Source organism: Aquimarina spongiae (genome assembly GCF_900141785.1).
GTDB classification, from domain to species: Bacteria; Bacteroidota; Bacteroidia; order Flavobacteriales; family Flavobacteriaceae; genus Aquimarina; species Aquimarina spongiae.
This window is the reverse complement of record NZ_FQYP01000013.1, coordinates 74197-94757: the sequence shown is the minus strand read 5'-3', so window position 1 is coordinate 94757 and position 20561 is coordinate 74197. Positions and strand designations below refer to the sequence as shown.

Sequence of the window (20561 nt, the reverse complement as noted above, 5' to 3'; positions counted from 1 at the left end):
CAAGGACCAACAGGTAATACAGGTGCCACTGGAGCAACAGGAGCGCAAGGACCTACAGGTGCTACTGGAGCAACCGGAGCACAAGGACCTACAGGTGCTACTGGAGCAACTGGTGCGCAAGGACCAACAGGTGCCACTGGAGCAACCGGAGCACAAGGGCCGACAGGTGCCACTGGAGCAACCGGTGCACAAGGACCAACAGGTAATACAGGTGCTACTGGAGCAACAGGAGCGCAAGGACCAACAGGTGCTACTGGAGCAACTGGTGCGCAAGGACCAACAGGTGCCACTGGAGCAACCGGAGCACAAGGGCCGACAGGTGCCACTGGAGCAACCGGTGCACAAGGACCAACAGGTAATACAGGTGCTACTGGAGCAACAGGAGCGCAAGGACCAACAGGTGCTACTGGAGCAACTGGTGCGCAAGGACCGACTGGAGACCCTGCAACAAATATTGTTACTAACCTATCTCAGAATACAACAACTGGTGTAATCACTTATACCAATGAAAATACACCAACGCCGGATACTCAAACTGCCAATGTAGTTAGTGGTGATACAAACAACGAAATTACTGTAGGCAGCGATGGAGGTGCATTCTTTGCTAGTCCTGTAAAGGCTATGGGTAAAGTTGCCGGTAATGGAACAGCCGCAAAAATATTAAATGCTACGGTAACAAGAATAAATGAAGGTGATTATCAAATAACATTCACCACGGCAATGCCAGATGATGACTATATCATCCAGCTTTCAATATTAGATTGTGGTGGAGATTGCCCCGGGAATACCGGACAAAATTACGACGATCCAGGGATCACATATTATAACCAAACTACAACCGGATTTAGAGTAAATATTGGAGATAGTGATAATGGAACCAATCAGAAAGACGATATTGATTTAGAATTTATGTTTACCGTACTTGATTTCTAATAAATATTATTTAAAACTATAGTAAGGATTAATAGATATCAACAATGAAAAAGTTACCCCTACTAATATTATTTCTAGCATTAATGAATCAGGCCTTTGCTCAGATAGGCCCAAATGATGCTAATGCTTTGATGGGGTTACCCACCGCCACTGACCTAACTGAGATTAATGCTATCATTAATCCACAAATAGGATCGGTAGTATTTAATTTGGATGATGAAGAAATATATCGTTATACTGGTGCAACCAATGGATGGCAAGTTGCTACAGATGATCAAACTGATGCAGAGGTACCACTTGCAATACCAATAGATGTAGATGAAGATGCTGTTTCTACTCCAACTAATGAAACAACCTTACAAGAAGTAGTTCAGGCGATAGCTCCAATTACCTCAAAAGCAGGAAGAGTATTCTTCCCTCCTTCTATAGAAATTGATGCTTCAGCAATAATAAATAATCAAACTATAGATTTATATGCTTTGTATAGAGCTCAATATGCGACACCAGTGATAAGCAGTCCAAGTGCACCCAATACAATCCCCATTTATGAAGCCAATGAACTATATTACTATGTAACTTTTGCAGATCCTGTAGTTTTTAATATAGATAGTTTAAGTGATGCTGGAGTTTTACAATATGATATTTTAAGTATCCCAACCGATGACAATACCATTATTAATGTTGTATTTGTAGTAAGGTAATTAGCAAAGAGTAAATGAAGTACTTAAAAAAATTAAAATATATTATAGTACTTACTCTTTTGGTAAGCAATCATGCTATTGGGCAATTTACAGAGGATTTCGAGTCCTATACCACTGGATCGGTCCCAACAGGATGGACAATTTCGGGTAGTGCATCTACTGGTGACTTTGAGGTTGGCCCTCCTAATCTTGTAATAAATAGCGGAGTAACGACTCAGGTTAACGGTGACAATACTGCTGCACCCGGTGTAAATGCATTTTATACTGAGCCTAATGTTAGTGATGGTAACGCTGATGTAGATGGAGGAACTGCCACCGCTACCTCACCCACCTATAATATAACAACCGAATCTACTTTTACGATGTGGTATTTTTTCGGGCAAAGAGATAATGGTGATGATCCAGGTGATGACTTCTTTCTGTTAGAATATTCTATTAACAATGGTGCTAGTTACACGACTTTGGTTTCTATTGGAGATATCAGGATTAATGCCGCCTGGACACAAACCACACCAGTAATTATTCCTGCGGGCTCGAATCTGGTAATACGAGTATCAGCTGCTGACGGTGCAGGACCTGGAGATCTTGTTGAAGCAGGGATTGATGATATTTCTGTAGTAGCAAACAACCCAGAACTTTCAATTAATGATGTTACCGTCAATGAAAATGCCGGAACTTTAGATTTCACCGTAAGTCATACGGGAGGAAGTGCATCGGGGAGCTTCACAGTAGAATATACGACCGCAAATAATACAGCGACTGCACCAGGAGATTTTACCGCAACAGGTGCACCAACCTCTACCATTACATTTTCTGGCACAACTGGGGAAACACAGACAATTTCTATACCTATTATTGACGATAATTTCACAGAAAACACAGAAACTTTTTTCGTCAATATTGCAAACCCTAGCGATGGATCAGTCACTATAACTGATTCACAGGGGGAAGGAACTATTAATGATGATGATACAGCATCCATTGCTATCGGTAATGTTACTGTGAATGAAGGTGATGGTACTGCTACCCTTGATGTTGTTTTGTCTGGCGCTAATGTCGCTGGAGGTTTCACCGTTGAATATGCTACCGCTGATGGTTCTGCTACTGCTACTGCAGATTATACTGCCACAGGAGCTCCTACTCCTACAATTTCATTTACGGGTACGGGTAGTCTACCTGAAACACAACAAATAACAATCCCTATCATAGACGATTCTGATGTAGAGGGAAATCACAACTTCTTTGTAAATCTTGGTGCAGTAAGTAATGCTTTAGTCACTATAAGTGATAATCAGGGAGAAGTAACTATACAAGATAATGATGCTGGTATTAGTATTGCCGATCTCACCAATATAGGCGAAGCTTCTGGTACGGCAAATTTTGTAATTACACATACCGGAGCAGATGTTCCTGGAGGCTTCACTGTTAATTTTAATACAGCGGATAATACAGCTATTGCACCTGGTGATTATACTGCCACTGCCTCCCCTCCTGCTATTTCCTTTTCTGGAACAAGTGGAGAAACACAGACTATATCAGTAACAATTATTAACGATGGAGATACCGAGGGCAATGAAAGCTTTTTTGTAAATATTACAGGAGTTAGCAGCCCACAAGTCACTATTACCGATTCGCAAGCTGAAGGAACCATTATAGATGATGAAATCCCTTTCGTTATTACCGATGGAGTTACCGATAACACTTGTAGTGGGTTTTTCGTAGACACAGGAGGTTTTAATGGAAATTATAGCAATAATGAAGCAATAACCTATACACTATGTCCGGACACCCCTGGAAGTGTTATTGTTTTAGATTTTGAAGAATTCAACGTAGAAGACTTTTTTGACGGTCTTGCTATTTTCGAAGGAACCACTACAACTACACAAATTGGTGTTTTTGATAATGAAAATGTTCCAAGGCAAATCGTTTCTACAGACCCTAGTGGCTGTCTTACTTTTGTATTTACTTCAGATTTCACTGTTGTAGACGATGGTTGGGTAGCTCGTATTTCTTGTGCGTCAGTATTCTTAAATGTAAGTAATGTAACCGTAAGTGAAGATGCCGGAACTGCTACCTTTACCGTAACTTTAAACGGAAATGTCCCGGGAGGTTTCACTGTAGATTACCTTACTGAAGATGGTACCGCATTTGCCGACTCTGACTATACTACAACTTCAGGAACATTAAGTTTTACAGGAGTAAACAATGAACAAAGAACGGTTACCGTACCTATAATCAATAACACCTTTGCGGAAAATGATGAGATATTTTATCTTACCTTAAATAATGTCTCTAACTCTACTGTTGGACTTATAGAAGGTATTGGTACGATTACCGACGATGTTGGCGATACTGCCGTAGATGATGACGTACCGCTTACTTTATTTGATGAATTTAATGGTTATTTTGATTATGCCCTAACTGGAGGTTCTTTAAGGTTAGCTTCAGATTCTGTTGACCCATGTGGAATTGCCGCTTCCTCATCAAATACACTAACCACTGCTATACCGCCAGGATCAACCATCGAGCAAGCATACCTTATCTGGGGGCACACCAGTCCCAGTGCAGATGATGTCGTCGTATTTGAAGGACAAAATGTAACAGCTAGTGTAATTAATTCAGCCAATGGAGGCACTACCTATGGAATGGTAGGAGATGTAACTTCCATTATTCAAGGTATTGCAGATCCGTCAACAAATGTTTATGATTTTAGCGGGCTATCGGTAGATAATCGTACCCTATGTGACAATACCATTATTATTGGAGGTTGGTCATTAATGATATTTTATACAAACCCTGCTTTCCCTGCTGTGGGTATAAATATGTATAACGGTTTTGATGCCTCATCAAACAATACAACAACATACACTCTTGATGGCTTTTATGCCATTGGTGCTGCTGGATCTAAAACGTCTGTTTTATCCTGGGAAGGAGACGGTGATATTACCGGAAATGAAGAAATATCCTTAACTGTTGGTGTAAACAACACTACATTGAATGGTGATGGAGATAATACTGGAGGAAACCAAAATGTATTTAACTCTACCATATTTGACGATACTGTTATCCCCAATGTGAATACCAATACTGAATTTGCCATAGACTTAGACACTTATGATGTCTCTGCACTGATTGGACCTGGAGAAACATCGGCTACTACAGAGGTTACTACTGGAGGAGATTTTATTATTTTGAATACAGTTTTACTCAAGGTACCAAGTAATCTTATTACTGGATTCGTTTTTGAAGATGTTAATTATCCCGGTGGTGTAGGAAGAAATTTTGCAACATCTTCTGGTGTTGGCATTGAAAATGCTCGAATTGAATTATACAGAGAAACCAGTCCTGGTACATTCACCTTTGAAGAAGCTACAACTTCAGACAATACTGGTGAATATACTTTTGGAGGTATTCCAGATGGAACGTATCGCGTTCGTGTAGTGAACAACACGGTGAGATCCACAAGAGGTGGAGGAGCAGGTTGCACTACTTGTTTACCCATACAAACTTTCAGAAGAGATTATGCCTCGGGTGGTACTTTTACCGATCAGCCTAATGAAGTAGGAGGCGCAAACCCTACTGCTGTAGATGCTGGCTCAAATACACTTACCGGAGCTCAATCCGTTTCTAGTGTTACCATCAATGGTGAAGGAGTCGTTGATCTTGACTTTGGGTTCAATTTTAGCACTATTGTAAATACCAATGCAGATGGTCAAGGATCTTTAGAACAATTTATAGTGAATGCTAATAATTTGGATGAAACCGGATTAAACATTGAAACCAATGGTATTTTTAATCCAGCGGCTGGTGTGGATACTTCTATATTTATGATTCCGACCAATACAGATCCCTTAGGAAGAACCGCAGATCCGAATTACGATATTGCCAATGGTATTTTCGATATTAATACAACTGGTAACCAGCTTACAGAAATAACATCGGACAATACGAGTATTGATGGTAGAACACAGACTGCCTATTCTGGAGATACGAATACCGGTACCATAGGTGCAGGAGGAAATACTGTTGGAGTATCGGCCACTACCCTACCAAATTACAATCTGCCAGAAATTCAGGTACGAAGTGATTTTGGAGATGTCTTACAAATGGAAGCTTCTAATACGATTATAAGAAATATAGCGGTATATGGAGGAAACCGAAGAGCTGTAAGACAAAATTCCGGAACCAATAATCTTATTTCGTCAAATTTACTAGGTGTAAATGCTTTAGGAGCAGTTGGAACAGTAGGAGTTGGATCTTATGTCGACGATGGTGTGCAGGTTACAGGAGGTGAAGTAGTAATAGATGGTAATTACATCTCATCAAATACCGATTTTGGTGTTATTGTAAATGGTGGAACAGCTACAACAATTCAGAATAATCATTTTACGAATAACGGTGCCCGAAATTGTGAATACAATATCAATCTAACTGGAGGATCAGGAATCGTTATTCAAAACAATTTAATAGAAAACGCTGAAGCTACAGGTATCAATGATGCCATAGGAAGTGTTTCAATTTCAGAAAATACAATCACTACTTCTGGCGCAAATACCGGAGGGGGATGTACAGAATTGAGTGGAATTAATCTTTCGCAAAGCAATTCTTCGGTTACCAATAACATCGTGAACAGCAATGCTGGAGCCGGAATCGTATTAAGTGGGGGAAACACTTCAGGAAATCGGATATCTCAAAACTCTATTTTTGCCAACGGTACGGCAGCACCAGCATTAGGTATTGACATAAACAATGATGGTGTTACCCTTAACGACAATGGTGACACAGATAACGGGCCAAATACCTCCATCAATTTTCCAATAATAGAATCTGCTTCCATAAGTGGAACTACAATCCGCATAAGAGGTTGGGTTGGTGCAGGCGCAACCGTAGAGTTTTTCTTAACCGATATCAATCAAGGTACAGCTACCGCGGGAGATAACCAACTTGGTTTATCAGTAGATTATGGTGAAGGTCAAGTATTTGTAACTTCTGCAACAGAAGGTTCCGGAACGGATAGTGACGCTACTACATCAGGTTATACAGATGCAGATGGAAATACTGATAATACAAATAGATTTGACTTTTTAATTACATTGGCATCTCCTATTGCCCCAGGAAGCCAAATATCTGCAACTGCCACAATATCCAATTCTACTTCAGAATTTGGAGGTTCTGCCACAGTTGGCTCGGCTAGAGTAATTACCAACAGAACAATAACCTACAGAGTCAGACAAAATTAAAACATCAAAAAATTACCCAGTATAAGTAAAGTAAACAGAATTATTAATCATCGTCAAAATTTATAAATCGTCAAAATCATGAAACTACACCTTTTTTCTTTTTCACGAAATTTTATTCATAAAGGGTCGACTAAGTCTTAAGTTGCCATACATTATGTATGGGAAAACCCGAACAACACTAGTTAACGGTACAAAAATGCATTTCATCGAAAAAAACGTGCGTTTTGCCGTAAAAAATTAGTTTATTAACATTTTAAGGTTTATTTTAGCCGCATAATTAATACGGTTAAACCGTAAGCACATCTTAAAGCCCCATGAATAAAATAATCGTCATAGCAATTTGGTTTATAGCACCTATTACCCTATCAGCCCAACAAGCCTTTCATAACTTTGGAGATATACAAATCCACGATCAAGGTCAAATTGGTTTTCATATCGATGTAATTAATGATGGTGCTTTTGATAATAACTTAGGTCTTGCTGGATTTTACAACGCAGATCAAAGTTTAACTGTTTCTGGAGATAACAGACCTGTATTTCACGATATGGAAATTGATGTAGCCAACGATCTTAATCTTGAGATCGCAGTTGGTGTTACTAATTTTCAAGAATTTATTGCGGGTAGAGTAATCACTCCTAGAGACCGAAGAGGAGTTTCTTTGGATTTTATTAACGACGCTCCTTATTTGGGAGCTAATGACGATCGTTATGTTGATGGTTATGCTACGATCAATGGACTTTTAGATTTTACATTTCCAATAGGTGACGATTTCAGGTTACGACCAATGCGCATCGAAAACGCTGCAGCTGTAAACACTGCCAGAGGAGCTTATTTCTTCGAAGACCCAAACAATCCTAACTTTTTTCCTACACAATTTGATACTAACAGTTTTGGAGAGCTGTTATTTGGGATTAGTAATTTTGAATTTTGGGATCTTGATGGTGATGTATCAACCAGAGTGACGCTTACTTGGGATGATAATAGTAATATTCCTACACTAGTAGATGATTTAGACGATTTAAGGGTAGTAGGATGGGATCCGAACTTAAACCAATGGATCAATCTTGGTAATGTAGGAACTACTGGAGATTTAGACAATGGAGAAATTACTTCGGAAGCTTTTATTCCAAACAATTATACAGTAATTACCTTCGGAACCTCTAGCCTTATTCTTGACGGAGATTTAGAAATTTTTACTGCGGTGTCTCCTAATGGTGACGGTCTTAATGATACCTTTATCATACAAGGTATAGCTCAATTTCCAAATAACGAACTATCTATTTTTAATCGATGGGGAGTAATGGTGTACAATAAAAAAGGATATGATAATTCTTGGGCCGGAATTTCAGAAGGAAGAGCTACGATCGCCAAAGGAGAAGAATTACCAGTTGGAACATATTACTATGTATTAAAAATTGAAGGTCAAAAAGATCAAGCTGGATATTTATACATCAACAGGTAAGTTAAAGGCTTGCAATAACGTAAAAACAACTCTGATTTAACTACTTTCAAGAAGTATTGGATTAATATCAATAAACTACAGTATTTAATAAGCTCGTCTTCAACGATTAGTATCTATTAATTCTATTTTTCTGTATCAAACACCGTGACTTGTATTTGTAAAATGCAAAAACAAATGCTATTTTTTGTAAAAATAATTATACATTTAACAGGTATATACACAAGAAAATAAAATCATAGATATGAAAGAGAAATCGGGAAAAACACAAGACCTTTTAGACAAGAAATTTTTAGAGGAACGAACAGTATTTCTCTGGGGACAGGTAGACGATAAATCTGCAAAACATGTTATTGATCGCCTAATGTATTTGGATATGATAGGAGATCAGGAAATAAAATTATATATCAATAGCCCTGGAGGTTATGTTACTTCTGGTTTTGCCATGTATGATACTATTAAAAGTCTAAAAAGTCCAGTTTCTACCATCTGCACAGGATTAGCGGCTTCTATGGGATCAATTCTTCTTAGTGTTGGTGAAAAAGGGAGAAGATTTATTCAGCCTCATGCCAAAGTGATGATTCACCAACCTAGTGGAGGTGCCAGAGGGCAAGCTTCAAATATTGAAATTCAAGCTGCCGAAATACTTAAAACCAAAGAATTAAGCGCCCAGATCCTAGCGGATAACTGCGGACAGGATATGGAAAAAGTACTTAAAGATTTTAATCGCGATTACTGGATGGATGCCCAAGAATCTTTAGAATATGGCATCGTAGATGGTATCATCGAATAAGTTTCCAATCACTCTTTTCGAATAACCATTATGTTTAGACGTGATTTCATAAAGATAAACACCATTGCGGCTTTAGGATTATCCTTTTCTGGGTTCACTGTGTTTCAGGATACCTTTTCGAAAGATGACCTCATGGGAAAAGGTAATCCTACCTTTTTTGGTGATGGTTATCGTCTTCAAAAGGAAACTTATGAAGCTTTCTTAAAGATGAAAGCTGCAGCTCAAAAAAGTGGATTCGAAATCAAGGTGGTATCTAGCTATCGAAATTATGCACATCAAAATCGGATTTGGGAACGTAAATACAAAAAGTTCACTGCAGAAGGGTTATCCCCTACCCAGGCAATTCGAAAAATTATTGAATACTCTACTATCCCCGGTACATCAAGACATCATTGGGGAACGGATCTGGATATTGTAGACGGCAATGCACCACAACCTAAAGGATTGTTACTAGCCAAGAATTTTGAAGGAGACGGCCCTTTCTGTAAATTCAAGGAATGGATGGATAAACATGCCAATAGTTTCGGCTTTTATCTGGTCTATACAGATCGGGTGGATCGCAAGGGATTTAAATATGAACCGTGGCACTATACTTATGCCCCGCAATCTATACCTATGCTAAAGGCGTATAAGAAATTAGATATCACTTCAGAGCTTAAAAAAGCTAAATTATTAGGTAGCGAATTCATTACCGAAACCTTTATTGAACAATATATTAATGACAACATATTGGATATAAATCCACAATTATTGTAATTTTTTATACTAAATTGCTCCGATTTTAGTTAATTAATAAAAAAGACCCCATACCTATGAAAACCTACTTTACGAAGTATTGCTGCATTTTTGTAATGCTGATCACTGCCTTTTCATGTTCTGACGATGATAATGCAGTCGCCTCACCTAATGATTTGTCGGTAACCGACGAAATTTTAAAATTGATCAATGAACATCGCGCCAGTGAAGGACTATCTCCTCTGGAGGTAAATGCTACTGCAGAGCGATTGGCTATAGAGCATACTGAATATATGATCGCCGAAGCCGATATTAGTCATGATAATTTTCAGGCAAGAAGTAATGAACTAAATCAAAGCGAAAATGCTTCAAGTGCTGCAGAAAATGTAGCAAGCTTTTATCCTAATGCAGCCAGTGTGGTTGAAGGATGGTTGAACAGTACAGGACATCGTAATAATATTGAAGGTAATTACACCCATACGGGGATTGCGGCACTGCAAGACGAAAATGGAAATTACTATTATACACAACTTTTTTATCGCTAAACTAGGCAAACTCAACTATGCTAGTTAGCACTAAATACATTCTATAACAGAATGATAAACCTCTAGTAGTTGCTTACTAAAAAGTGTTTTTACATTTTATTAGTAAGCAACTTTTATTTTATATTTAGTACATTTAGATTTTAATCAAAACCTTATTTCATGAGACGTGGCGGCCTAAAAATCAGAATCCTTATAGGTGTAGCTATTGTTGCGTTTGCCTTTATCAAAAAATGTAGTAATCGCACCCATAATCCATATACCGATAGAGTACAAAATATTAATATGACTAGTGATCAAGAAATTGCTATTGGATTGCAAAGTGCTCCTGCCATGGCAGAACAACATGGCGGCTTATATCAAGACCAAAAGTTACAAAGCTATATTGACATGGTAGGTAACAAATTGGTAAACTCTAGCATGGCCAAAGAAACGCCATACCGTTATGAGTTTCATTTGTTGGCAGATCCAAACACGATTAATGCTTTTGCTTTGCCGGGAGGTCAAATTTTTATTACCTATGCCCTACTATCAAAGCTTGAAAACGAAGATCAAGTAGCCGGAGTATTAGGTCATGAAATAGGACATGTACTGGGCCGCCATTCTGCAGAACGAATAGCAGAACATGATTTTTGGAAAACGATATCTACAGGAGCATCTGTAGGAGCAGATATGGGAGGGCTCGTAAATGGCATTGGTCAAAATGTATTACTGGGAAATGGTAGAGATGATGAACTAGAAAGTGATAAACTAGGTGTTTTGTTTATGATTAATTCTGGATATGATCCTAATGAGATGATCGATGTAATGAAAATTTTGAAAGCTGCGGCAGGTCCAAATAGAGTTCCAGAATTTCAAAGTACACATCCAGATCCTGAAAATCGAATTGAAAAAATCAAAGAAGCAATCAGAGCGTATCAAGGAAAATAAAATTAATGCAACGATATAAAAAAACAGGTTTGTATGAGTCATACAAACCTGTTTTTGCAATTATATATACTAATTAAATTAAGACACTTCTTTAAGAAGCGCTACAGCTTCCTGAGCATTAGATAATTCTGCAAATTTCATTGCCGTATATCCTTTTTTGTCTCTGGTCTTTACATTTGCTCCTTCATCAATAAGTAATTTCATGATCTCAACACGGTTATATCGTGCCGCATACATTAAAGGAGTCATTCCTAGAGACTTTTGGTTCACATCGCTACCTAGCTCTATCATTTTCTTTACTGTGTCCACATCTCCTTTTACAATAGCCATGCAAAATGGGCTTGTTTTTACAGTTGTAACTTCATAAGATTGATTGTCAATTGACGTAGTGGTGTCTGTTGCAAATGCGGCAGAAGAGATTAGCATCGCCGCAAAAGCGAATAAAAATGTTTTTTTCATGATGAATGAATTTAAAGTTAAATTATTGATTATACTTAATAAGACCTCTGATCTATTCATTTTGTTACATTTTAATATTTTAAATAACAGAAATTTAACCTTTGTACAACAAAATATTAAGATTTCGAAACTAAACCAATCCACTGATTTACATACACTTATCAAAACACCTCCTCTCCTTCTAGTTCCCAAAATATTTTATTCAAAAAAAAAATATTACTACAAATGAATTACAATATTCATACAAAACACTATCAAATTTTAAGGATAACTCACTTTTAACCTTCAGCAAACAAATTCGTTAATAGTATCACAAAAAAAAGGGTTCTCCTTACCTAAGACATCAACAAAATTCATGTATCAATAAACTTATCTTTTTGTGTAGCTGAGTATGAAATTGTAATTTTGTCTCTTGTCTTATTTTAGCATAAAAATTACCGGGAAAAACAACCAACTAAAACCTAAATTCGGAACTCCATGAATAAAAAAGTTATCTTAATGATCCTAGATGGGTGGGGAACATCACCAGATCCAAAAGTTTCTGCTATTGATCACGCCAATACTCCTTTTATCGACAGCCTATATACCAAATACCCAAGTGCTTCTTTACGAACCGATGGTTTACATGTAGGATTACCAGAGGGTCAGATGGGAAATAGCGAAGTAGGACATATGAATTTGGGAGCAGGTAGAATTGTATATCAAGATCTTGCCAAAATCAATATGGCTGTTGATAAAAACACCCTTAAGGACGAGCAAGTTTTGATTAATGCCTTTACATATGCCAAAGAAAACAACAAAAACATTCATCTTCTCGGTCTAGTGAGTGATGGAGGTGTTCATTCTCATATCAATCATATCAAAGGTCTTTTGAATGCCGCACACGAGTACGAATTAGAAAATGTGTTTTTGCATGCCTTTACCGACGGACGAGACGTAGATCCGAAATCAGGAAAAGGACATCTTCAAAATATACAAGAGCATATGTCCAAAACTACTGGAAAAATTGCTTCGGTTATAGGAAGGTATTATGCTATGGATCGCGACAAACGATGGGAAAGAGTAAAATTGGCTTACGATTTACTTGTACATGGGCATGGTACACCAACCACTAATGTTCTAGATAGTATCCAGGCTAGTTATGACCAAGACGTTACTGACGAATTTATCAAACCCATTCTAGTACAAGAAAATGGCGAAGCCGTAACTACCATACTGGAGAATGATGTAGTAATCTTCTTTAATTTCAGAACTGATAGAGGTCGAGAACTCACAGAGATGCTATCGCAAAAAGATATGCATGAATACAATACGCATAAGTTGCCGCTTCATTACGTAACCATGACGAATTATGACGATACTTTTGAAGGGATTCAAGTGATTTATGACAAAGAAAATATCACCAATACCTTAGGGCAAGTATTAGCCGAGGCAGGAAAGAAGCAAATTCGAATCGCTGAAACCGAAAAATATCCTCATGTTACCTTTTTCTTTTCGGGAGGACAAGAAGCCCCTTTTGAAGGCGAATCCAGAATTCTTAGAAACTCACCAAAGGTGGCTACATATGATTTGAAACCTGAAATGAGTGCTTATGAATTGAGAGACGCTTTGGTCCCTGAACTACAGAAAGGAGAGGTAGACTTTGTATGTCTCAATTTTGCAAACGGAGATATGGTTGGCCATACTGGAGTGATGGAAGCTGCTATCAAAGCCTGCGAAGCTGTTGATGAATGTACCAAGGATGTTGTTTCTACTGGATTAGAAAATGGATACACCACATTACTTATCGCCGATCACGGAAATTGTGAAACTATGATTAACCCTGATGGTTCTCCGCATACCGCTCACACGACCAACCCTGTACCTTTTATTTTGATTGATGCAAATGGAATCAAAGTAAAAGATGGCGTTTTGGGAGATATTGCTCCTACTATACTGGATCTAATGGGTGTTGATCAGCCAGAAGCGATGACACAACATTCATTGTTGGCGTAAGGGTATAGGTATCGTTTTTTAGAATTTGTTAAACTCGCATTAAGATATATTATTGAGCTAGCGGTTTATGATATCTTCGCGTACTGAATTATTATTTTATCCAATGAAAACTATACTCCTGCTGTTAAGCATTATCGTTCTTAATTCGTGCATTAGTGCATCTATAGCTGTAAACACCTCTGGTCACTCAGAAAACCAATCACAAGCATATGATAGTTCTGAAACAAAACCAGATATATTGGTAGGGAAACATCAACGAGCAGCTCTTGAGCAGCAACCTTTTGCATCCTGGTTTACTACAAATTATGAAGAGTATACCGTGGATACTGAAACGGCCGCCAAAATCGCTCCGCATCTTAAAGACATCTCTGTAAAAGCTTTTATGGGTACTTGGTGTAGTGACAGCAAAAGAGAAACCCCTGCTTTTTATAAAATTATGGATGAAGCAAAATTTGATTATAACAATTTTGAGTTGATTACCGTTACTCGTTCAAAAGACACTCCCGAAGGGTTCGAGAAAGGATTAAAAATACAAAGAGTACCTACTTTCATTTTTTACAAGGACGGCAAAGAAGTAGGACGTTACGTAGAGTTTGCAAGAGAAAGTTTAGAAAAAGACATACTAGCTATTTTATCAGGTCAAGGATATAAACACTCATACGAGGATTAAAAATAGCGTCAATTTTAATTGATCCCAATATTCTTCGTAAATTTGCCTGCTTTTAATATGGAATTTTACGACCTATGATCATTACCAAAACAAGAGAAGAAATAGAACTAATGCGTGAGAGCGCTTTGATCGTTTCCAAAACGTTGGGCATGTTAGCCTCTGAGGTGAAACCAGGTGTTACTACATTACATTTGGACAAATTAGCTGAAGAATTTATCAGAGATCATGGTGCTATACCAGGGTTTCTAGGGCTTTATGACTTTCCGAATACCTTATGCATGAGTCCTAACGCACAAGTTGTTCATGGTATCCCTAATGATACACCTCTTGAAGAGGGAGATATCATTTCTATAGATTGTGGAGCTATCAAAAATGATTTTTACGGTGATCATGCATATACCTTTCCTGTTGGTGAAGTTTCTGAAGATGTGGCTCGTTTGCTACGCATCACCAAAGAATCTTTGTATGTTGGTATTGCCGAGTTCAAAGTAGGAAATCGTGTGGGTGATGTTGGATATGCCATCCAAAAATTCACAGAAGATGCAGGATACGGTGTGGTAAGAGAATTGGTCGGGCACGGTATTGGTCGTAAAATGCATGAAGATCCAGAAATGCCTAACTACGGCCGACGTGGAAGAGGAAAAAAGTTTGTCGAAGGAATGGTAGTCGCTATGGAACCGATGACTAATATGGGTACACATCGTATCAAGCAATTGCGTGACGGATGGACCATCCTTACGGCAGATGGTAAGCCTAGCGCACATTTTGAGCATGATGTTGCTATTATAGACGGTAAACCAGAGATTCTTTCTACCTTCAAATACATTTATCAAGCTTTAGGTATTGAATCTGATGAAGAAGATGCATTCCGACAAGAGTTATTAGCGGTATAGGCATTTGTGATCCAGTCCTAGTTCATGAAAAGGCTTTTTAAATTTATTCTTAATACGATTCCTAGACCTATCCTAATCAGGCTAAGTTATTGGGTTCGTCCGGTAGTTTCTTTTTTACTGCGTGGAAAAACCTATACAGATCCAATAGATGGAAAGAGTTTTTCTAAGTTTCTCCCTTATGGATATGGCAAACAGAGAGAAAATGTTTTATCGCCTTCTACCCTATCATTAGAACGGCATCGTCTACTATGGTTGTATTTACAAAAAGAGACTAATTTCTTTTCTGCACCAGCCAAGGTATTACATTTTGCTCCTGAGCAAGCTTTCTATAAGCGGTTCAGAAAGTTATCGCATTTAGACTATACAACTACAGATTTACTGTCTCCTTTGGCGGATGTAAAGGCGGATATCTGTAACCTACCATTTGAAAATGACCAATATGATGTTATTTTTTGCAATCACGTTTTAGAACATATCCCCGACGATACCAAAGCTATGCAAGAGTTATATCGTGTCTTGAGACCTGGTGGTATGGCGATATTGCAAATTCCACAGGATCTCAATCGAGAGACTACTTTTGAAGATGATAGTATTACAGATCCTAAGAAAAGAGCCGAAATTTTTGGACAATACGATCACGTACGCGTATACGGTCGGGATTATTTTGAAAAATTAAGAGCTATTGGATTTAAGGTAGACGAAGTGGATTACACTTCTGTACTATCTGATGAGGAAGTCATCAAATATTGCCTGGCCAAAGGTGAAATTCTACCTGTTTGTTACAAACATTAGCTTTCAGGAAATCCATTCACCGCTAGTGTTTTTAATTCCTTATCAGAATCTTCATAAATAAAATATACTTTTAGCTCTGGATGAGTGGCAAGAAACTCTTTTGCCCGTTCTAGCCCCATCGACATTAACGCGGTAGCATACGCATCAGCAAGCATACAATTTGTCGTGATTACTGATACACTTAATACATTTGATTTGTGAGGGTAACCTGTTTTTGTATCAATAATATGTGCATAACGATTACCATTCTCATCTACTTTAAATTTGCGGTAACTCCCAGAAGTAGCCATTGCTCTGTCCTCTAAAGAAATTACCTTGCTATAGGATTGAGTCTGATCAAAGTTTGGATCTTCAACACCAATTTTCCATGATTTTTGCTTGATCAAATTACTGCCTTTGCCCCGGATTTCACCTCCAATTTCTACCAAGTAATTATCTTGATCCTTACTTTCTAAAAACTCAGCAAATACATCTACAGCGTATCCTTTGGCAAGTGCGTTGAAATCTATAAACGTATCCGGATGTTCTTTTACAATCTTACCCCCTTTTAGCACAACTTTTTGCACTCCTACAGTTTGCAGCAAACTATCAATTTCAAGGCTATCTAGCCCAACAATTTTACCTTCTGGGCCAAAGTCCCATGCATTTACCAATACACCAATAGTTGGATCAAAAGCACCTTGGGTTTGGTCGTATATTTGCTTTGCAGCTATAAATACCTTCTTAAAATGATCATCCACAACGACTGTTGTATCTCCTTTGTTAATTTTAGAGATATCAGAATCATCCATGTAGGTAGACATTGATGTATTGATTACTTTAATCAGACTATCGTATGAAGATGAAAAATCTGATTTTTCATTGCTGATATACCGTACAGAAAAAGAAGTTCCAAAAGCCTCTCCATTTTGATAATTCAAATGTAAAGTCGGTTCTTTTTTACAAGCTACCACTGCAAAAAAGAGAAACAATACCAATAGTCTATGTATCATAATGATTAATTCAGATAAGTTTCGATGGTTTGCAACCCTGCATATTCTAGAATATATTCTTCATTAAGCTGTACAGGTTTATTCGGATTTTCTGCATTTTGTAATCCTACTCCGGCATAAAACACTTTTGCCTCTTGTTCTCTTGCATGTTTTTTGAAGGATTCCATCCAAATCATATCATAATTATGAGGATTATCGGGATATGCTATTGCCTTCACGATCACAAAATAGCGTTGATTTGATTGATCTATACAAACAAATTGTGGGTGTTTTCCTAATTGACTGTTGATTGCTATAAATTCGTAGCCCTTTTTCTCTAATTCTTCTCCAACAATATTCATTGCCAGATTGTGTAGTTCTTGTCTTGTTAAAATCCTTGCCATTACGCTGCAAAGATACAATCAAAATCATGAATTTTTCAGAGGTAATTCGTGATTTATTTAAACCTTACAAACTTGGCTTCATCAAAATAGTAACTAGGGGTATACACCGGCTTTTCGGCTTCAAATTTGTACCAGGGAGAAGTTTCCGGTTCTTCAAAATTTTTAAGTAAACATACACTTTGTGCAGGAGTATTTCCTTGAGCAAGCAAATACATTTTCTCTCCGTTCTCATTCTTTATTTCATCAACAATAATTTCAATATGCCCTGGTGATCCCGGTTTGACCAACATATCTCCTATTTTTATTTCTGAAACCGGCACCTTTTTCAACTCATGATACATAGAAAGCGTTCCCGCATAGGTGTAAATGAGATTAAGGTATTTATAAAAGTTAGATTTAGAATGATTCGTTGCAGCTGTTTTATGAAAGGAAACTTTATTCCCTCTAATTTTTGGTCGATATCCTTCGGCATATTTCTTCCAGGAACAATAATGACCAGAGGTAAAATTAAACCCTATTTCGGCTTTGCGATTGTTATTCCATAAATACTCTGATCGAATACGCATTAAAGCATCCGCGCACTGCTGTAAACCATTTTTAGGAACCGGCACCTCTAGTATGGCATCATGCCAATTTTGAGCAAAATATTCGCTCTCATCATAATTAATGATTTTACTACCATAAGGTTTCAACTCGTAGTTACGTAAATACTCTTCAAAAGATCCATTGGGATAGGTAACTCTGGTATATCCTTCTGGCAGTAAAACTCTGGTTACGATCGAATCTCCTTCTTCATTAATCAAACTAGGTTTGGAAATCACATGAGTCACTACTCCTTTTACCTGATGCGTCAGCATCTTTCCTTTTGAGGTGTTCTGAAACACCACAAACATAATCCCGACAATAATCAACAGTACCACTAATTTCTTCATAACTTCCCTTCTTATACTCTCAAAAATAAAAAAACCGATACAAAATGTATCGGTTTTTGGTTGTATATAGAAAGAAATCTTATCCTCCAAAGTCATCGAATCTGATATTCTCATCAGGAATACCAAAATCTTCACCCATTTTCTGAACGGCTTTATTCATTAATGGTGGCCCACAGAAGTATAACTCTATATCTTCTGGAGCGTCATGATGATTCAGGTAGTTATCAATCACACAATTGTGTACAAAACCAACAAAACCATCACCTTCGGTATCATTAATATCTTTTTTCACTGTCCAGTTATCTTCTTCCAAAGGTTCTGAAAGTGCTAAGTAGAATTTGAAATTATCAAACTTCTTTTCTAAGTCATAAAAATGATCTAAGTAGAAAAGCTCTCGCTTAGAACGACCTCCATACCAATAGGTAACCTTACGTCCTGTCTCTAACGTTTTGAACAAGTGATATAGGTGAGAACGCATTGGCGCCATACCTGCTCCACCACCTACATATAGCATTTCTGCATCAGATTCATTGATAAAGAACTCACCGTAAGGTCCAGAAATTGTTACTTTATCTCCGGGCTTTTGTGCAAAAATATAAGAAGATGCAACACCAGGATTTACATCCATCCATCCATTTTTTGCCCTATCCCATGGCGGAGTAGCGATACGTACATTCAGCATAATATCACGTCCTTCTGCTGGGTAAGAAGCCATTGAATATGCACGCTCCACGGTTTCTGTGTTTTTCATTACAAGAGGCCATAAACCAAACTTGTCCCATTCTACCTGGAATTTGTCCGGAGTTTCATGCTCTTCTGGGTGTGCAGTAATATCCATATCAGAATACTTGATCTCACAAGGAGGAATTTCAATCTGAATATATCCACCTGCTTTGTAATTCATATCCTCTGGGATGCGTACAACGAACTCTTTGATAAACGAAGCTACGTTATAGTTACGCACTACTTCTGCTTCCCACTTCTTAATACCAAATACCTCTTCTGGGATTTGGATATTCATATCTTGTTTTACTTTTACCTGGCACGCTAATCTCGCTCCGTGTTGTAACTCTTTACGAGAAAAGTGTGGTGTTTCTGTAGGTAGTGCTTCTCCACCACCTTCAAGTACATGACACTCACATTGTATACAAGTACCTCCACCCCCACATGCAGAGGGTAAAAATATTTTTTCGTTACCTAAAGTAGACAAAAGTGTTCCTCCTGAAGCTACTTCTATCTCTTTTTCACCATTGATGGTAATCTTTACTGGACCAGAAGGTAGTAACTTATCTTTTGCGAATAGTAAAATTCCTACCAATACCAAGATAAGAACCAAAAAGGAAACAATGGTAATAGCTATTGTTCCACCGGTTGATGCTAATAATATCATATTATTTAAGTATTGTAACATTAGTATTTTGGGCTACTTCTTTTGTAGTCTTCTCTTCTTCTACCTGAACAGCTTTTGGCGCCTGCTTTTCTTCTTCATCTCCACCTGTTAGCATTCCACCAAAACTCATAAATCCAATAGCCATCAAACCTGTTAGAATAAACGTAATTCCTAAACCTCTTAATGGCGCTGGCACGTTTGAGTATCTGATTTTTTCACGAATAGCAGCAATTGCCAAAATGGCTAAAAACCATCCGATCCCTGAACCGATTCCATATACAGCAGCTTGAGAAATATTTGCAAACTCTTTTTGTTGCATAAACAATGACCCTCCTAGGATTGCACAGTTTACTGCAATCAAGGGTAAGAAAATACCCAAAGAGTTATATAAAGATGGAGAAAACTTCTCTACAATAATTTCTACTAATTGCACCATTGTAGCAATTGTAGCAATAAATAGAATAAAGGTTAAGAAACTTAAGTCATAACTCGCATATTCTGGGCCTAACCATACTAATGCTCCTTCTCTAAGGATATATTTATCTAATAAGAAGTTTAATGGCACTGTAATGGCTAATACGAATATAACTGCTGCACCAAGTCCTACTGCTGTAGATACTTTTTTGGATACTGCAAGGTATGAACACATCCCAAGAAAGAATGCGAATACCATATTATCTATAAAGATCGATTTTAAAAATAATTCTAAATATTCCATGTT

At 37.7% G+C, this 20561-nt stretch carries 18 protein-coding genes; 12 read left to right on the top strand and 6 right to left on the bottom strand.

Annotated elements, in window-relative coordinates; genetic code table 11:
- The 8 genes from BUE24_RS24400 to BUE24_RS22445 form a co-directional block, all read left to right on the top strand.
- Positions 1 to 933: collagen-like domain-containing protein (locus BUE24_RS24400; protein ID WP_211483333.1), on the top strand; the 933-nt coding region annotated here is incomplete at its 5' end.
- 44 nt (positions 934 to 977) lie between these two features.
- Entirely contained in the window at positions 978 to 1634 is a 657-nt protein-coding gene (locus tag BUE24_RS22475) for a hypothetical protein (protein WP_084549666.1), read from the top strand.
- A 14-nt stretch (positions 1635 to 1648) separates the two neighbouring features.
- Positions 1649 to 6874, top strand: coding sequence for a beta strand repeat-containing protein (locus BUE24_RS22470; protein ID WP_073321631.1), 5226 nt, complete (start codon positions 1649 to 1651; stop codon positions 6872 to 6874).
- Between the two features lie 314 nt (positions 6875 to 7188).
- Positions 7189 to 8337, top strand: a complete 1149-nt coding sequence (locus tag BUE24_RS22465; protein WP_073321629.1) for a T9SS type B sorting domain-containing protein — start codon at positions 7189 to 7191, stop codon at positions 8335 to 8337.
- A 241-nt stretch (positions 8338 to 8578) separates the two neighbouring features.
- Positions 8579 to 9127, top strand: a complete 549-nt coding sequence (locus BUE24_RS22460; RefSeq protein WP_073321626.1) for a ClpP family protease — start codon at positions 8579 to 8581, stop codon at positions 9125 to 9127.
- Between the two features lie 30 nt (positions 9128 to 9157).
- Positions 9158 to 9883 (top strand): M15 family metallopeptidase, encoded by a 726-nt coding sequence (locus BUE24_RS22455; protein WP_073321624.1) that lies wholly within the window; start codon positions 9158 to 9160, stop codon positions 9881 to 9883.
- A 56-nt stretch (positions 9884 to 9939) separates the two neighbouring features.
- Positions 9940 to 10407, top strand: coding sequence for a CAP domain-containing protein (locus BUE24_RS22450; RefSeq protein ID WP_073321621.1), 468 nt, complete (start codon positions 9940 to 9942; stop codon positions 10405 to 10407).
- 159 nt (positions 10408 to 10566) lie between these two features.
- Positions 10567 to 11334 carry a M48 family metalloprotease gene (locus BUE24_RS22445; protein ID WP_073321618.1) on the top strand — a complete coding sequence of 256 codons (768 nt, stop codon included), beginning with the start codon at positions 10567 to 10569 and terminating at the stop codon, positions 11332 to 11334.
- A 78-nt stretch (positions 11335 to 11412) separates the two neighbouring features.
- Here BUE24_RS22445 and BUE24_RS22440 read toward each other — a convergent pair whose 3' ends face one another.
- Positions 11413 to 11793: an ankyrin repeat domain-containing protein gene (locus tag BUE24_RS22440; protein WP_073321614.1), complete on the bottom strand. Its 381-nt coding sequence runs from the start codon at positions 11791 to 11793 to the stop codon at positions 11413 to 11415.
- Between the two features lie 477 nt (positions 11794 to 12270).
- On the opposite strand from BUE24_RS22440, the gene gpmI reads away from it, so the two are divergent.
- From gpmI to BUE24_RS22415, 4 genes are all read left to right on the top strand, one after another.
- Positions 12271 to 13788 carry a 2,3-bisphosphoglycerate-independent phosphoglycerate mutase gene (gpmI, locus tag BUE24_RS22430; protein ID WP_073321610.1) on the top strand — a complete coding sequence of 506 codons (1518 nt, stop codon included), beginning with the start codon at positions 12271 to 12273 and terminating at the stop codon, positions 13786 to 13788.
- A gap of 103 nt (positions 13789 to 13891) precedes the next feature.
- A complete protein-coding gene (locus tag BUE24_RS22425) occupies positions 13892 to 14458 on the top strand; it encodes a TlpA family protein disulfide reductase (protein WP_073321652.1) in 567 nt (188 codons plus the stop codon).
- Between the two features lie 74 nt (positions 14459 to 14532).
- On the top strand, positions 14533 to 15351 hold the full coding sequence (map, locus tag BUE24_RS22420) for a type I methionyl aminopeptidase (protein ID WP_073321607.1): 819 nt from the start codon (positions 14533 to 14535) through the stop codon (positions 15349 to 15351).
- A 24-nt stretch (positions 15352 to 15375) separates the two neighbouring features.
- Positions 15376 to 16143 (top strand): class I SAM-dependent methyltransferase, encoded by a 768-nt coding sequence (locus BUE24_RS22415; protein ID WP_073321604.1) that lies wholly within the window; start codon positions 15376 to 15378, stop codon positions 16141 to 16143.
- Here the strand turns inward: BUE24_RS22415 and BUE24_RS22410 are convergent.
- From BUE24_RS22410 to nqrE, 5 genes are all read right to left on the bottom strand, one after another.
- Positions 16140 to 17135, bottom strand: a complete 996-nt coding sequence (locus BUE24_RS22410) for an FAD:protein FMN transferase (RefSeq protein ID WP_073321601.1) — start codon at positions 17133 to 17135, stop codon at positions 16140 to 16142. The two genes, BUE24_RS22415 and BUE24_RS22410, sit on opposite strands and share 4 nt — an antisense overlap.
- Before the next feature lie 5 nt (positions 17136 to 17140).
- The gene (locus BUE24_RS22405) at positions 17141 to 17518 is read right to left on the bottom strand and encodes a Na(+)-translocating NADH-quinone reductase subunit F (RefSeq protein WP_073321598.1); all 378 of its coding nucleotides are present in this window, start codon (positions 17516 to 17518) and stop codon (positions 17141 to 17143) included.
- Positions 17519 to 17571: 53 nt separating this feature from the next.
- On the bottom strand, positions 17572 to 18450 hold the full coding sequence (locus tag BUE24_RS22400) for a DUF4846 domain-containing protein (RefSeq protein WP_073321649.1): 879 nt from the start codon (positions 18448 to 18450) through the stop codon (positions 17572 to 17574).
- Between the two features lie 79 nt (positions 18451 to 18529).
- The gene (gene nqrF / locus BUE24_RS22395; protein WP_073321646.1) at positions 18530 to 19840 is read right to left on the bottom strand and encodes an NADH:ubiquinone reductase (Na(+)-transporting) subunit F; all 1311 of its coding nucleotides are present in this window, start codon (positions 19838 to 19840) and stop codon (positions 18530 to 18532) included.
- Between the two features lies 1 nt (position 19841).
- Positions 19842 to 20558, bottom strand: coding sequence for an NADH:ubiquinone reductase (Na(+)-transporting) subunit E (nqrE, locus tag BUE24_RS22390; protein WP_073321595.1), 717 nt, complete (start codon positions 20556 to 20558; stop codon positions 19842 to 19844).
- Between the last annotated feature and the right edge of the window lie 3 nt (positions 20559 to 20561).